This is a genomic window from Micromonospora sp. NPDC048170, from assembly GCF_040652795.1.
Taxonomy (GTDB): Bacteria; Actinomycetota; Actinomycetes; order Mycobacteriales; family Micromonosporaceae; genus Micromonospora.
Genome location: NZ_JBEZMR010000003.1, coordinates 1 through 14728, shown reverse-complemented (window position 1 = coordinate 14728; position 14728 = coordinate 1). Strand labels below are relative to the sequence as shown.

The following is a 14728-nucleotide window of genomic DNA, read 5'->3' as shown; positions in this document are numbered from 1 at the left end:
CCGGCGCTGTCCGTGCTGCGCACGGAGAAGGAGATCCAGTGATGGAATCGACCAACGCCATCAACACTGAACTCGACCTCGAGGTGCAGGACGTCTCCGACGCCAGCTGGGACGACCTCGTGTCCCAGATGATGCGGGACGAGCTCGACGCGATGGCCCTGGCAACCTGCAAGCCGGCCTGCACCTGCGTCTGCACCTGCGGATGCGGCGCGGGCTGCTGACCTCGGGCACGATGCCGGCCAGGGCACCGGTGAGCACACCGACGGCTTCCGGCAGCCCCGGCTGACGGTGTGACGGCCGGGACACGCATGCTGGTCCCGGCCGTCACACCGACTCCGCGCCTACCCCAGGAGGAAGTTCTGCCGTGACCACCGTGGATCTCACCAGGTTGGTCTCCCCACTCGGCGTCGTCAACTCGGTGCGCCGGGCCCTGGTTCCCCGGGGCCTGTCGCGGGTCCACGTCTGCGTCGGCGACGCCGGCAGTGGCCGCCCGGGCCGTTCCGCCGTGCCACCCGCTGGCGAGGTCGGCACCGGCCGGGTCCTCGACGACCCTGACCTGAGCCACACCGTCGCCATCGCCGAAGCCGCCGAACGGTACGCCGGGGCGAACCTGCACACCGAGCCGGAACGGGCCGTCGCCGCCGACCTGCCGGGTCGGGTGCTGGACACCTCGAGGATCCCCCGCTGTTCGCCTCGGGAGCACGCCCAGCCGGGCTGCCCGATGGTGCCCTACCGCGACGACGTGCCGATCCGCTGGGTGCGTGGCGTGGACGTGCACACCGGCGAGCCGACCTGGGTACCGGCGGTCATGGTCGCCTACGGCCTACACGCCGAGCCAGCCGAACGGTTCGTCTACCAGATCTCCACTGGCTACTCGGTCCATCCCGACCCGGCGCAGGCACTGCTCGGCGGCATCCTGGAGGTCGTCGAACGGGACGCCGTCGCCCTCACCTGGTTGCAGAAGCTCCCACTGCCGCCGCTGAGTCCCGACACCTTCACCGACGACGTGCGGTACCTGCTCGCCTGGAGCGAACGGCGGTTCCTGACCACCCACCTCTTCGAGGCCACCACCGACCTCGCGGTGCCCACCGTGTACGTGCTCCAGATCGCCCCGCACGACGCCATGGCGCGGCAGGTCATCGGCGCCGGCACCGGACACAGCCTGGGCGACGCCGCCCGGCGGGCGTTGCTCGAGGTGCTGACCCTGCGGGACGCCTACTACTCCGACGAGCCGCCGCCCGCCGACTACACAGCATTCCGGACGGTGCTGGACGGGGCACGGATGATGTCGCGTCCGGAGCACTCCGCAGCCTTCGGGTTCCTGCTGGACGGGCTCGACGCCCGGGTCCCGACCGCGTCCGCCCCGGACCTGCCCGCCGATCCGACGGCCGCGCTGCGGGTGGTACTGGGCCACCTCGCCGACGCCGGGATGCAGGTCGTCGCCGTGGACCGGACCTGCCGGGAGCTGGCCGAGGTGGGGCTCACCGCGGTCACCGTGGTGATTCCCGAGCTGCAACCGATGTCGCTACAGCCGCTCGCCCAGTTCCGCGCCCACCCACGCCTGCGCGAGGCACCGGCCCGAATGGGCTTTCCCAGTCTGAGCGAGGAGGAGCAGAACCAGTGGCCACAGCCGTTTGCGTGACGGGCAGTCACCGGCCGGAGCCGTACGGCATCGCATCGGTGTCACCCGGTGCCGTCTGGTCGGGCGTCGGGGTCGTCGGCGTCGGGGAGTTCGGCCGGGCGGTCCGACGACTGCTGGTCACGGCCGGCGCCCATGCCCTCTCCCCGCAGGAGCTGACCGAACAGGCGCGGCGCGGCGACACCGGCCTGGTCGCGGCCGTCGTCGCGCTCTGGCGGCCGGTGCCGAAGCTGTGCGAACAGGTCGACGCAGCTGCCGCCACCAGCGGCCTGCCCTGGCTGCCTCTCGTCGCCGAGCACCCCCATCTCGTCGTCGGCCCCTGGATCCAGCCCGGCACCGCCCCCTGCCACCGTTGTTACCGGTACCGTCGGGCGCAGCACGACACCCAGTCCGCGGCCACCGCCGCGCTGACCGCCGCCTACGAGGCGAACGACACCCTCGGCCCGGGTGGGCACCTACCCCACCACGTACGACAGGCGGTGGGCCTGGCGACGGTGGCCCGTACCGCAGCCGACCCGGGACTGGTCCACTCCCTCAACGTGCTGACCGGACACCTGACCAGCCACCGGGTCGTGGCCTGCCACGGTTGCCCGCGCTGCGGCGCGGACGTACCCCTCGGGACCGGCGGCGCGATCGCGGATCTGGTCCGCCGGCTCGTCACCGCCGCCCCGCGCGACGCGGTGGGCGCCACCGACGGGACGCCGGCATGACCGGCACCGGGGTGACCGACGCTCCCGTCCCGCCCACCCCACGGCCTCGGCTGACGGACGGGCTGGTCGTGGTGCCCCTACCGGACGGCCTGCTGGTCGAGGGCGGTCCGAGTCGTCAGCGGTTCACCGGTACGGCGGCCACCGAGCTGCTCCCCCGCCTGATGGGCCTGCTCGACGGCCGGCGCGGCCCCGCCGAGCTCGCCGCCGAACTGGGGCTCGCTCCCGGGCAGGTGGCCCGCGCGGTGGCGCTGCTCGACCGGTCGGGGCTGCTCGAGTTCGGGGACGACCCGGGGGCCGCGGCCGGGGCCATCGCCGGTTCACCGATGCGGTCGTTCGTGTCCCGCAGCGTGGCGCTGACCCGGCGGCACCGGAACGCCACCGCCGTGACGGCGGTGCTGGCCGACTGCGTGGTCGCCGTGCACGGCCCGGTCGACCTCGCCGTCGCGCTCGTCGACGACCTGCGCGACACCGGCGTGGGCACGATCCACCTGTGGGACGCCGACACCCACGCAGACGTCGACGCCGATTGCGGCGACCTCCTGGCCGGGTTGGCGCACCACGCGAGCCGGCTGGTGGTCGCGGTCGACACCGATCCCGCGTCGTTCCGCCGGCTGGCGGAACGGTGCCGGGACAGCGGCATCCCGCTCCTGCGGGTCGGCGGAGCTCCCGGACAGATCGAGCTAGGCCCGCTCTTCACCGGGCCGGAGACCGCCTGCGCGCCCTGCTTCCGCACCGCACGCGAGGCGGCCGGATGGCCGGTCGACGCGGTGCCGGCCGGTGGGACCACGCTGGCCGCCGGAATGGCGGCGGCCGAGGCGCTGGCCGTGCTGACCGGGCTGACCCGGCCGACGACCTACCGGACGGTGGTCCGGATACACCTGCCCGAGCTGCGCAGCGAGCGGTTCGACGTGACACCCGAGCCGGGCTGCACCCGCTGCGGTCTGCGGTCCGCGCCGGCGTCCGGCGATCTGGCGCTGGCCCACGAGTGGCTGGCCCGGCCGGCACCGCCCAGCGTCCCGCCGGCTCCCGCCAGCCCGGCTGACGGTGACGACACCGGCCAGCGCGGCGACCTCGCCTCGTCGCCGCGGGTCCGTCCCGACGAGGCGGCAGCCGGGTTGCCGACGGGCCTGGCCCCGCTGCTGGCGGCGGTGGCCGGGCACCCTGCCGTCGACACCTACCTGCTGGCGGTCGCCGGTTCCGCCCACCCCGTCCACCGGTACGACCCGGCCTCCGCCGAACTCGTGGCGACCAGGGCCGACCTGTCCCCGCCCCCGCCGCTGCCCGACGGGTTGCCCGCCGATCCGGCCGCCGTGCTGGTGCTCGTCGGGCTGCCAGGAAAGCTCTTCAGGAGCCGGAAAGACGCCGCCTACCGGGAGATCCACCTGGAGACCGGCCGGGCCCTGGCGAGACTGGTCGCGGCAGCCACCGGTGGCCCGCTGCGGGCCGTGGTCACCACCGGAACCGATCCGCGCCTGGCCGATTTGCTCGAACTCCGTACCGGCCAGGAACTGCCCACCGCAGTCGTCGGACTCTACCGGGAGGACGACCGTGCCGATCTTCGCTGAACACCGCCTCTACCAGCAGCTCGTGGAGCAGGCCAGTCCGCCGCCGACCGGTTGCGCGACGCCGCCGCCGGACGCCCACCCTCAGGTGTCCCGTCCGGAGTCCCTGCGCCCACCAGCCGTGGCCCGCCTCGGCACGGCACCGGTCACCCGTACGGACCTCGACGCGGTGCTCCGCGCCGGCACCGCCGCAACGATGGCACTCGCGCCGACCCCGATCACGGTCGTGGTGTTCACCGCCGCCGAATCCGCCTCGTCACCCCTGGCCCGGGCCGCGGCCGGTCGGTGGCCGGACGCCGCGGCCGGGCTGCTGTTCTGTGCCGATGTCGGGCGGGCCGGCGAGCGGTACGGCCAGTTGCTCGTCGCCGCCGGCTGGGGTGCGCAGGCGGCCTGGCTCGCCGCCCACGCCGAAGGTTTGGCGGGCCGGCTGGACCACCGGCCCGGCGTCGTGCCGGCCGTCCGGCAGCAGGGTCCCGAGCCACTCGACCACCTCTGCACCCTGCTGATCGGTAGGCCGGCATGAGCACACCCGTCTCGCTCTCCACCGTGATCATGACCCACCCGACGCGGCTGGACCGGGCGCGTGCCCTGCGCCAACGGCATCCGGAACTCGACATGCGGATCGTCGTCGACCCCGTCCCCGACGGGGAACGCTGCACCCTGCGTACGGCGGCCGCCGCCTGGTCGGCGGTGGGTGACGGCGCGACGCACCACCTGGTGGTGCAGGACGACGCGGTGCTCTGCGACGACTTCGCCAACCGGCTGACGGCGGCGCTGGAGGCGTACCCGACCGACGGTCTGGCGCTGTTCTGTGAATGGGGCGGGGACACCTCGTTCATGCTGCGGCTGGCCGCCGTCGGGGGCATACCGTGGGTGGAGGTCACCGACCACTACGTGCCCTCCGTGGCCCTGGTCCTGCCGGCGGCCCTCGGCCGCGAGTTCGGCGAGTCGGCCAGCCAGAACCTGCACGAGTGGGCGAAGCAGGACGACGTCTCCCTGCGGATCTTCCTCAACCACCACGGTGTACGGGTCGTCTGCCCGGTGCCCAACCTCGTCGAGCACGACCCGGGGCCGAGCCTGACCGGCAACGACCACATGGGCCCGCGCAAGTCGGCGTGTTTCGTCGACGACGTCGGGCCGCTGCCCGACCACGGCACGGCCGCGCTGCTGTATCCCATGGCGGTGCCGTACTTCTCCTGGTTCAGCGGGGAGACCCTCTGCGTCGTCCGCGACGAGGCGCACCAGCTCGGCTGGCGCCCCGAGCCGGCGCACACCGCGCTGCGCCACCGGGGCCTGGACACCCGGGCGGTGACCCGCCAGGCACAGGACGAGGTCGAGCAGTGGCGCCTCGACTTTCCCGGGCTGCCCACGGAACCCCTGAACCGGCTCTGGATCACCGCGTTCCTGACGGGAGTGGTGCTGACCGACGACCCGCTCCGATCGGTGACCCCAGCCGGTGAACCGCTGCCGGACGGTCCGGCGCTTGACGACCTGGCCCGGCTCGACGCCGCGCTGTCCCAGCCGGCCGCGGCGCGCGCCCTGGCGACCATGTCGCAGGGCACCCTGCGGACGGCCGCCGATCCTGGCGTGCTGGCCGTCCTGGAGAGCCCGCTCGCCAGCCTCGTCGGACGATCCCTGCGACTCGGGCATGAGGCGGCCGTCGCGCGGCGCGACCGGTACCGGGTGGCCCGGTGATCCAGCTGGTGCTGGCACCGGAGGTGACGCTGGCCGCCGACGCCACCGGCACGGTCTCCGTCGCCCATCCGGTGCACGGCCGCACCGTTCTGCGGGACGTCGACGCCGGGGTGACCGCGGCGCTGCTGGCCCTGCACACCAGCGCTCTACGCGCCGACGAGCTGGCGGAGCGGGCCAGGGCGGTCCTGCCGGAGGCCGACCTCACCCGCCTGCGGCACGAGGTCACCCGGTTCGCCCGCTGGGGCCTCATCCGGTTCGGACTCGTCGTCGGCGGCCGGCCCATCGCCGAGGTCACGCTGACCGGGGACCTGGCGCCCGTCGAGCTGGCCCGCGACGAGGCGGCGCCACCCGCGCCGGAGCAGACGGTACGCCTGTCCCGCTTCGCCTACCTGCGTCGCCGGGACGACACGGTGGTCATCGAGTCGCCGACCGCGTACTCCCGGGTGGCGATCCGCGAGGCGGCGGTGGCCGCGGCGCTGCCGCTGCTGGCCCAGCCGGTCCGGGTCGCCGACGTCTGCGCCGCGGTCGACTGCCCGCCCGAGACGACGCGGGAGTTCCTGGGCGTGCTCGTCGGCGCGGGCGTGGCCGGGTTGACCGACGACGCCGGCCAGCTCCCCGAGGACACCGATCCGCAGGTCGCCCAGCGGGAGTTCCACGACGTCCTGACCCACCGGCTCAGCCGGCGCGGGCTGACCGACGAACGGATTGGATCGGTCTACCTGTTCCAGGATCGGTTTCCGCCCCTGCCGGCGGTCAAGCCGGTCGGTGCCTTCGGCGGCGAACCCGTCCCACTGCCCCGGCCCGACATCGACCACCTGGTCCGCGCCGACCCGCCGCTGGCCGGTGTCATGGAGCGGCGCCGGTCGACCCGCGCCTTCGGCACCGCCCCGCTGGCCCTGGAGCAACTCGGTGAGTTCCTGTTCCGGGTGGCTCGCGTACGCGCCGAGCGTCCGGCCGACCCGGAGGCCGGGATCCCGTACGGCTCCACCGACCGCACCTACCCGTCCGGTGGGGGTGCCCACGACCTGGAGCTGTACCTGTCAGTGCGCTCGTGCACCGGCCTGCGACCGGGCATCTACCACTACGAGCCGGTGATCCACGCGCTCACGCTCGTCACCGCCACCCCCAAACTACTGGTCGGGATGCTCAACGAGGCGCACTGGAGCATCGGCCGGGAGTCCGTACCGCAGGTGCTCGTCACCGTGGCGTCCCGGTTCAACCGGCTGGGCTGGAAGTACCGGGGCATCTCCTACGCCCTGACCCTGAAGAACGTCGGGGTGCTGCTGGAGGCGATGTGCCTGGCGGCCACGGCGATGAACCTCGGCGCCTGCGCGCTGGGCAGCGGAAACTCCGCGATGTTCAGCGCCGCGACCGGCCTCGACCCGCTGGTCGAGTCGTCGGTCGGCGAACTGGTGCTGGGTACGCTGCCCGGTCCCGCCACGCCAGGGACGCCCCGGTGAGAGCCGGGCCCGGGTCGGGACGGCACGCCGTGCTGGTACGGGTCGCCGGCCTGCCGGCGAAGGCGCTCGACGCCCTCGCGGTACCCCGCATCCGTCGGTGCCTGGACGCCGCGTCGGAGAGCGAACGGGAGGCGGTCCGGCTGGCCGAGGATCTCGCCCTGGCGCTGCACCGCCTCGCGCCGACCCTGGAGCCGGCCGGCCGACGCACGGCGGTCAACCTGCGCCGGGACGTCCACAACGGCCGACTCACCACCCGGACCCGGCGGCTCGTCGAGCAGCTCGGAAGCGCACCGCCGGAGCCTCTCCGCCGGCTGCTCGCCTCCTGGGTCCGCTCCCGCGAGCAGGTGGAGACCCAGCTCGCGGCGGCAGACGACGCGACACCCGCCGCGCTGGGCCAGGCAGGTCGGCGCATCCTGGCCCACCTGCGCGACCCTTGGCTGCTATCCGGGCTGGCCATCGCCAGCCCGGCGTTCACCCGGCGGCTACTCGGTTCGGACGACCAACTACCCCTCGGTGGCCGGATGGCGCAATCGGCAGTCTCCTATCTCACCCGCAGCGCGGCCAAGCTCAGCCCGTTCAGCACGCTGACCACCACCGAACTCGCCCGGTTCAGCCCGCCCGGTGGACCGGTCGGCGCCGTCGGCGAGCCGCACCTCGACCGCGTCGTGGAAGTCACCCCGGCACTCACCACCGCCCTGCTCTTCGCCGAAGCCACCCATCCCGAGCGGGGTGGGGCCGTGACGGTGACGGTCAGCCCCAGCCTGCGGCGGGTCGACGGCCTACCCGTGGCGCTGCTGCCGGCCTACCACTTCCTCCAGGGCTACTTCGCCCGGGACGACGAACTGACCGACCTGACGGCGTACCGCCAACTGCTCGCCGCGCTGCCGCCCGATCCGGTCCGCCTCGACACCCTCGTCGACCTGCTACTGCACGCGCACCGGGACAGCCCGCCGGGCGTGGCGGAGCAGCAGCCGCCAGCGGCGGAACGGCCGAACGTCGTGTCGCGCGCAGCAGTCGCCGCGCAGGCACGGCGCTTCCTGCATGCCGGTCTCCTGCTGCCGGCGCCGGCAACCGCGGTCACCACCGTCGCCGCGGTCGCCGGAGTCGGTGCGGCGCTGGCCGCGACCACCGACGCCGGCACACGGCTCGACCTGGACCAGCGGCTGCGTACGCTGGCGATCGAGGCGTTCGACCGGGTCGACGCACCCGCGCCGGCCTGGGTGACGGCCGGGCCGCTGCGGCACGAGAACGTCGCCGGGACCGTCGGAGCGGTCCAGTTGCCGCAGACCGTCCTGGACGATCTGGACCAGCTCGCCGGCCTGCTTCGTCCCTCGGTACGCCGCGCCACCCTGTACGTGCGACTCGTCGACCACTTCGTCGCCCGGTACGGCCCCGGCGGCCAGGCCGACGACATCTTCGAGGTGCTCTACAGCTTCCTGCGCCGTCCGGACGCGCCGAAGCTGTTCGGCGACGCCTACACCGACCCGGGCCAGCCCGTCGAGGACCTACGCGGCCACGGCACCATCGGTGCTCCGACGCAGACCGCGTACGCCCAGATCGTCGCCGCCGGACCGGCGGAGGTGGCTGCCGGCGACTACCGGCTCGTCCTCAACCGGCTGACCGCCGGCCAGCCGGGGCTGTTGAGCCGCTGGGCGGGGGTGCCCAGGATGAGTGACGCGGTGAACGGGTCCCTGGTGGAATGGCTCGCCACCGTGTACCCGGGCGCCCGGGCCTACCAGGTGAACATCGGCGCCGACTGGATCAACGGGCACCGGGCGGCGGCCGGCGGGGTGCCGTCGCTGCCCTGGCCGGCCGAGGTCCGCGCTGGCGCGGGCCCGACGGGAAACTGGTCCCGTCTGCGGCTGACGCACGAGCCGTCCACCGGCACCCTTCAGGTCCACGACTCGGACGGCGCACCGGTGGCCTTCACCTACCTCGGCTCGACCCCGGCCTACCTGCTCTCCGAGGCGGCCCGCCTGCTGTTCCTGCTCTCCGAGCCGTGGCTCATAGCGGTCCGCGCCGACAACGACCGCTGGCCCTTCGATCCGCAGCCTCGCGTACCCGAGGAGCCGACGGCCATGCCGGCGGTGGAGTCGGGGCGCCTGGTCCTGAGCCGCCGACGCTGGCGGATACCGGCTGCCGCATTCCCCCGGCCCCGGCCCGGTGAGTCGCCGGCGCGGTTCCTGTTCCGCCTGGACCGTTGGCGTACCGCCCACGACCTGCCGGCAGAGGTGTTCTGTCGCCGCGACTTCGCGCCGGTCTCGGCACGCAAACCGCTCTGGGTCGACCTGCGGGTGCCGCACGCCGTCTGGACCCTGCTGCGGGCGACAGCGCAGGACCGGGCCTTCGACCTGGTCGAGGCGCTGCCCGGCCGTGACGCGCACTGGCTGCGCGACGCGGACGGAAACCGGCGGGCCAGCGAACTCCTGGTCCTGCTGAACCTGGCCCCGGCATCGCGGGGCGCGACATGACCGGGTGGGAGCCGGCGGCTGGTGCCGACCGGCCGATGGTCGCCGACTGGATCTCCTTCCACACCTACGCCACCTCGGTACCGGCGCTGCAACCGGTGCTGGAGTCGGTGGTCGCGCCGTTCGTCGCCGGCCTCAGCGAGCACGGCGCCCTCGTACGCTGGTTCTTCATCCGCTACCGGGACCAGAACGGCCCGCACGTCCGGCTGCGGGTGGGTGGCCCGCTCGACCTGCTGGCCGACGTGCAGCGCCACGGCCTGGTCGAGTTGGCGGACGTCCGCGTCCGGCTCTACGCACCCGAGTACGACAAGTTCGGTGGTCCGGGCGGGGTGGCCGCGGCCGAACGGCTGTTCCACGCCGCGAGCGAAGCCGCGCTCGGCTGCTTCGGTCCGGACTACTGGCCCCTGCGGATCGCCACCGCCGCGCTCCACCTCACCGAGGTGACCGACCGTCTGCCCAGGGCATCCCGGGTAGCGTTCCTCGCCGACTCGGCGGCCTACTGGATCGGGCAGGTGGGCCTCACCAGCACCGCGGTGGACCGGCTCGCCGTACCGTTCCGCCGCGCGCTGAACGCCACCCTTCCCGTGGTACGCGCGGACGCCCGGATCCGGGACAGCATGCAGCGGTATGCCACGACGCTGCGCGAGGAGCTACCGCCCACGGGGACCGATCTCCTCGCGCAGCACGTGCACCTGATGAACAACCGGCTGGGCCTGACCCTGCTCGAAGAGAGTCTCCTGTTTCACGCCCACGGCGGCTGACACGTTCACAGCCGTTGCCCGAAGTCGGGAGTCAGCGGGGAGCGCTGCCGAAGGCGCTGGAGAGGTACGCCCGGGAGTCGGCGATGGCGCCCTCGATGATCCGGGCCGCCTCGCGGGCCTCGTCGGGCCGGTGCCCGGCCTGCACCTGAAGCCGGAACCGGGACGAGCCGGTCGGGGTCACCGGGAACTCGACCATGAATGCCAGCACTCCCCGGTCGAAGAGCAGGCGGTTCGCCGTCCGCGCCAGCTTCTCGTTGCCGATCAGTAGCGGCACGATCGGTGACGGCTCACCCATGCAGGTCAGGCCCCGGCCGGTCAGCTCGTCGCGCAGGGCGTGGATCGCGGTGAAGAGCCGTGCCCGCAGCGCGTCCCCCTCGGCCGACCGGATGATCCTGGTGGCCTCCCGCACCACCGCGGTCTGCACCGGTGACAGCGCGTTGGAGAAGAAGTGCGAGCCGCCGAACATCTTGATGTACTGCTTCAACGCCGGTGAGTGGGACGCCACGAAGCCACCGTTGGAGCAGAACGTCTTGGAAAAGGCGCCCATCACGATGTCGACGCTGCCGAGCAGGTCCTGCATCCCCAGCACGCCCGTGCCGCCGGGCCCCATCGAGCCCAGGTCGTGCGCCACGTCGACCAGCAGCGTGGCGTCGTGTTCCCGGCAGACGCGTTGCAGGGTGACGAGGTCCGGCCAGTCCGCGTCCACCGAGAAGAGCCCGTCGGTGACCACCAGAATGCCGTTGCGGGTGTCCGTGGCCCGGATCTCGGTCAGGTGCCGGCGTACCGCCTCGACGTTGAGGTGCTCGTAGCGGATGACGTTCCGGGTGGCCGCCCGTGCCCCCTGCTGGAGGCAGGAGTGGGCCAGCCGGTCGATCAGGATGTGGTCGGACTGCCGGACCAGACCGACGACCGCGCCGAAGCCGGCCGCCCAGCCGGTCGGAAAGAGCGTCACGTGGTCGAGCCCGACCAGGTCGCCGAGGGCCGCCTCCAGATCGTCGGAGATGCGGGTGTTGCCGAGCACCATCGGCGAGCCGGCGCTGTGCGGCCCGTAGTCGTGCATCGCTCTGGCCGCCGCCTCCCGGATTGCGGGGTGCGTGTTGAACGACAGATAGTCCTGGGAGTTGAAGTTGATGCCTCGGGCCCGCCGGCCCAGGTCGTTGGTGATCTGGGCGACGCTGTCCGGCGCCGCCTCCAGCACCCGGGAGTACTGCCACGTCTCCGTGCGGCGACGGGCCTGCACCCAGCCGTAGAAGTCCTCGGTGCGGGTCAGCAGGTTGCAGCCGGCGGGCCGGTAGAAGTCGTACGCGTTCTTGTCCAGGGCGTACTCCTCGTCGGGGTCGACGGGGTTGCGCAGGTGGGCCGGCTCCCACATCTCGGTGAGGTCGGCGACCACGTGGGCCAGCTCGTCGTCGGCACCTTCGAGCGACGCGAGGTCGTCCCACGGGATGTGGCCGGCCCAGTTGCGGGTCATCTCGGAGACCTCGGTCGCGGTACGCGCCATGGTCTCGAAGTCCCGGCAGTGGGCCGCCTTGAGGATGATCCCGATCAGTTCGCCGTCTTCACGCTGGTCCAGCTCGGTGGTCACGGTGTCGTCTCCCTGGTGGATCATCAGGCGAAGAGGTTCTGCTGGTAGCTGCGGGAGGTCTCCGCGAAGTCCTCGAAGACCGCGTGGTCGGCGGAGGACTCCTTCGCGGCGTCGTTGAGCAGGAAGAGGTTGGAGGCCTGGAAGAACTCCGACACCGGCGCGACGTCGGCGTGTGTGGCGATGAACCGGTCGATCTCCTGCTGGTTGCCCCGCAACGCGACGAACAGTTGCAGCTCGTCGTGCCGGTACGGACGCATCTCGGCAAGGGTGCAGACGTAGTCGTGGTAGGCGGCAGCGTTCTGGCTCCGGCGGCGGTCCCCGTAGGCGGTCATCGCCTCGTCGATCGACGCGTCACCGCGGAGCCACCGGTCGAGTGCGGCGCTGACCAGCTCGGCGTCACGGAAGGCGTGGGTGATGCCGATCGCGGTGCACTGGTCCTTGGCCGACTCGGCGTCACCGACGAGCACCCACCCGGGCCCGTGCAGTGGCCGGAGGAAGGCCGACTGGTCCAGGGTGCCGTAGAAGCGTTCCTCCCTGGTCCCCTTGGTGCGCACCATGTCACCCAGCTCCGGACTGACGAAGTCCAACGCCTTCTGGTAGTTGCCCGGCACGTCACCGCGAAACTCCCGCGACCACTCACTCGGCCCCCAGACCAGAACCATGTTCTGGTTGAAGTTGGTCGGCGCCACCGCGCAGGCCAGCCGGCCGCGCCGGTGCAGTTGTGCCGGGCCGAGGTCGAAACCGGACCAGTAGCTCCAGTAGGCGAACGTGCAGCGGGGCCGCTCGTCGTACTTCGGCAGCGCGAGGGCGCGGGCGACGAACGAATTCCGGCCGTCGGCACCAACCACGATCTGGGCCCGCGCTTCGACCAGCTCCCCGTCGACCGCACGCCCCCGGATGCCGACGACCTGCCCGTTCTCGACGATCAGCTCACGAACGGTGAAGCTGGTGCGCACCTCGGCACCGGCCTTGGCGGCCGCGCCGACCAGGATCTCGTCCAGCACCCGGCGCCGCACGGATGCATAGCTCCGCACCACGCCCGAGTCGTCGCCGTGCAGGTCCCGGAAGTACTCGTGCAGCAGCTCGCTCGGCACCGAGCCGGTCAGCGAGATGCCGTCGTTGACCACCTGGACCGTGGTGTGCGCCGGAGTGACCGCCAGGACCTCGTCCAGCAGCCCCCACCGGTTCAGGTATGACATCCCGTGCGGCCAGAGGAAGTGCGTCGAGATGACGTCGCTGGGAAACGAGGAGCGGTCCACCAGCAGCACCCGGTGTCCACGCCGGGCGAGCAACAGGGCGGTGGACGCACCCGCACAACGGGCGCCGATGACGATCGCGTCGTACAACTTTACCGGTCCTTCGTTGGTGTGGCGGATGACGGCGCAGGCAGCGGCGGCGGGAGAAGCCACCCAGGAGCGGGCCCGGGGTCCGCGGATCGCCGCAGGTCAGCCGGGTCGCGTTCGGCGTCGGCCACCGTTGCAGGTGGTTACCTCCGCCGCACGCACCGCAGGCCCGGCGGAGAGCGTAACTGATGTCCACAATGGATTAAAGTCGCTCGGGCGGCGCCCGAGGTAGCCGCTCTGATCTGTCTCGACTGAGATCTCCATGGTGTGGCTGACGTCGACAAGGCCGCGCCGAGCGGCGACCCGGTCGGCCCAGATCTCCACCGCAGGCACCTCGACCTCGACGGTACGGCCACAGGCCCGGTAGACAGTGGTCGGGCCGCCCCGAGCCCCGAGCCGCGTAGCGGCCCCGGGTCCCCGGTCGAGAGCGTGCACCTGGCCGCACGGCAGCGCCCCGCTGGATCGTGGCGGGAATCTTCGCAGGCCGAACCAATCACCGAAGCATGTGTGGCGAGTGATCTGCATCGACTGAACGGCCCCTTCTCACCATTTAGATCGATGGCTATATATACGTAGGTGACTACCGTCACGTAACCCCCAGGAGGGCCAGTGAAGAGATCCATCGCCACCGTCAGCATCGCGCTACTCGCCAGCGGCCTGCTGACCGGCGTTGCCACCACCGCGTACGCGGCACCGACCACCCCCACCCCGGAGGCAAGTGCCGTCGCCAGGGCCGAGGCGGCACTGCGCGCGAACGGCGCAGCCGTACGGGCCTCGGCAGGCGAAACGTACGCCGTCTACAGCTCCAAGGTCGACCCGAACGGGGCGGCGCACACCCGCTACACCCGCGCCTACCAAGGATTGCGGGTCTCCGGCGGCGACTTCGTGGTGCACACCGCCCCGGACGGCAGTTTCGCCGGCTCCTCAGTCGGCCTGGTCACCCCCCTCACGGTCGGCACCACCCCCCGGATCAGCGCGGGGAAGGCAGCCGCCGCGGCGAAGAAGTTGTTCAAGGGGACCCTGACCGCCGTCGGCACCCCGGAGCTCTTCGTCGACGCCAGCTCCGGCAAGGGCCGGCTGGCCTGGGAAACGGTGGTCACCGGCTGGCAACCGGACGGACAGACCCCGTCCCGGTTCCACGTCATCACCGACGCCGCGACCGGCACCCTGATCGGCTCGTACGACGAGATCGACACGGTCGCCGGCACGGGCAGCAGCGTCTACTCCGGGACCGTCACGGTCGACACCACCCTGTCCGGGAGCACCTACTCGATGGTGGACCCGGTCCGGGGCAACGGTTCGACGTGCGACATGAACAACGGCACCTCCACCTGCACCACCCTCACCGACGCGGACAACGTCTGGGGCACCGGGGTCCCTTCGAACCGGCAGTCCGCAGCGGTCGACGCGCACTTCGGTGCCGCCAGGACGTACGACTACTTCAAGAACGTGCACGGCCGCAACGGCATCTTCGGCGACGGCCGGGGCGTGCCCAGCCGGGTGCA

12 protein-coding genes and 1 pseudogene are annotated in these 14728 nt (G+C 72.5%); 10 read left to right on the top strand and 3 right to left on the bottom strand.

Annotation, left to right across the window (positions count from 1 at the left end):
- Window positions 1-41 precede the first annotated feature (41 nt).
- The 9 genes from AB0D32_RS06620 to AB0D32_RS06580 all read left to right on the top strand — a co-directional run bounded on the left by AB0D32_RS06620 (window position 42) and on the right by AB0D32_RS06580 (window position 10295).
- A complete protein-coding gene (locus tag AB0D32_RS06620; protein WP_357085731.1) occupies window positions 42-221 on the top strand; it encodes a hypothetical protein in 180 nt (59 codons plus the stop codon).
- Window positions 222-364: 143 nt separating this feature from the next.
- Window positions 365-1642 (top strand): YcaO-like family protein, encoded by a 1278-nt coding sequence (locus tag AB0D32_RS06615; protein WP_357085729.1) that lies wholly within the window; start codon window positions 365-367, stop codon window positions 1640-1642.
- Window positions 1621-2349: a TOMM precursor leader peptide-binding protein gene (locus AB0D32_RS06610; protein WP_357085726.1), complete on the top strand. Its 729-nt coding sequence runs from the start codon at window positions 1621-1623 to the stop codon at window positions 2347-2349. The genes AB0D32_RS06615 and AB0D32_RS06610 overlap by 22 nt, the downstream gene beginning before the upstream one ends.
- The gene (locus tag AB0D32_RS06605) at window positions 2346-3914 is read left to right on the top strand and encodes a hypothetical protein (protein WP_357085724.1); all 1569 of its coding nucleotides are present in this window, start codon (window positions 2346-2348) and stop codon (window positions 3912-3914) included. The genes AB0D32_RS06610 and AB0D32_RS06605 overlap by 4 nt, the downstream gene beginning before the upstream one ends.
- On the top strand, window positions 3898-4434 hold the full coding sequence (locus AB0D32_RS06600; protein WP_357085722.1) for a hypothetical protein: 537 nt from the start codon (window positions 3898-3900) through the stop codon (window positions 4432-4434). The genes AB0D32_RS06605 and AB0D32_RS06600 overlap by 17 nt, the downstream gene beginning before the upstream one ends.
- Entirely contained in the window at window positions 4431-5606 is a 1176-nt protein-coding gene (locus tag AB0D32_RS06595; protein ID WP_357085720.1) for a hypothetical protein, read from the top strand. The genes AB0D32_RS06600 and AB0D32_RS06595 overlap by 4 nt, the downstream gene beginning before the upstream one ends.
- Entirely contained in the window at window positions 5603-7066 is a 1464-nt protein-coding gene (locus AB0D32_RS06590; RefSeq protein WP_357085718.1) for a SagB family peptide dehydrogenase, read from the top strand. The genes AB0D32_RS06595 and AB0D32_RS06590 overlap by 4 nt, the downstream gene beginning before the upstream one ends.
- A complete protein-coding gene (locus tag AB0D32_RS06585) occupies window positions 7063-9537 on the top strand; it encodes a hypothetical protein (RefSeq protein ID WP_357085715.1) in 2475 nt (824 codons plus the stop codon). Before AB0D32_RS06590 ends, AB0D32_RS06585 begins: the two co-directional genes overlap by 4 nt.
- The gene (locus AB0D32_RS06580) at window positions 9534-10295 is read left to right on the top strand and encodes a thiopeptide-type bacteriocin biosynthesis protein (RefSeq protein ID WP_357085713.1); all 762 of its coding nucleotides are present in this window, start codon (window positions 9534-9536) and stop codon (window positions 10293-10295) included. Before AB0D32_RS06585 ends, AB0D32_RS06580 begins: the two co-directional genes overlap by 4 nt.
- 31 nt (window positions 10296-10326) lie before the next feature.
- Here the strand turns inward: AB0D32_RS06580 and AB0D32_RS06575 are convergent, their stop codons facing one another.
- The 3 genes and pseudogenes from AB0D32_RS06575 to AB0D32_RS06565 form a co-directional block, all read right to left on the bottom strand.
- The gene (locus AB0D32_RS06575) at window positions 10327-11880 is read right to left on the bottom strand and encodes an aminotransferase class I/II-fold pyridoxal phosphate-dependent enzyme (RefSeq protein WP_357085711.1); all 1554 of its coding nucleotides are present in this window, start codon (window positions 11878-11880) and stop codon (window positions 10327-10329) included.
- 23 nt (window positions 11881-11903) lie between these two features.
- On the bottom strand, window positions 11904-13226 hold the full coding sequence (locus AB0D32_RS06570; RefSeq protein ID WP_357085709.1) for an NAD(P)/FAD-dependent oxidoreductase: 1323 nt from the start codon (window positions 13224-13226) through the stop codon (window positions 11904-11906).
- Window positions 13227-13478: 252 nt separating this feature from the next.
- A pseudogene (locus AB0D32_RS06565) lies at window positions 13479-13592 on the bottom strand (transcriptional repressor); the annotation flags it as partial.
- A 240-nt stretch (window positions 13593-13832) separates the two neighbouring features.
- Between AB0D32_RS06565 and AB0D32_RS06560 the strand changes: the two are divergent.
- The coding region (locus AB0D32_RS06560; protein WP_357085707.1) for a PepSY domain-containing protein at window positions 13833-14728 on the top strand (896 nt) is incomplete at its 3' end.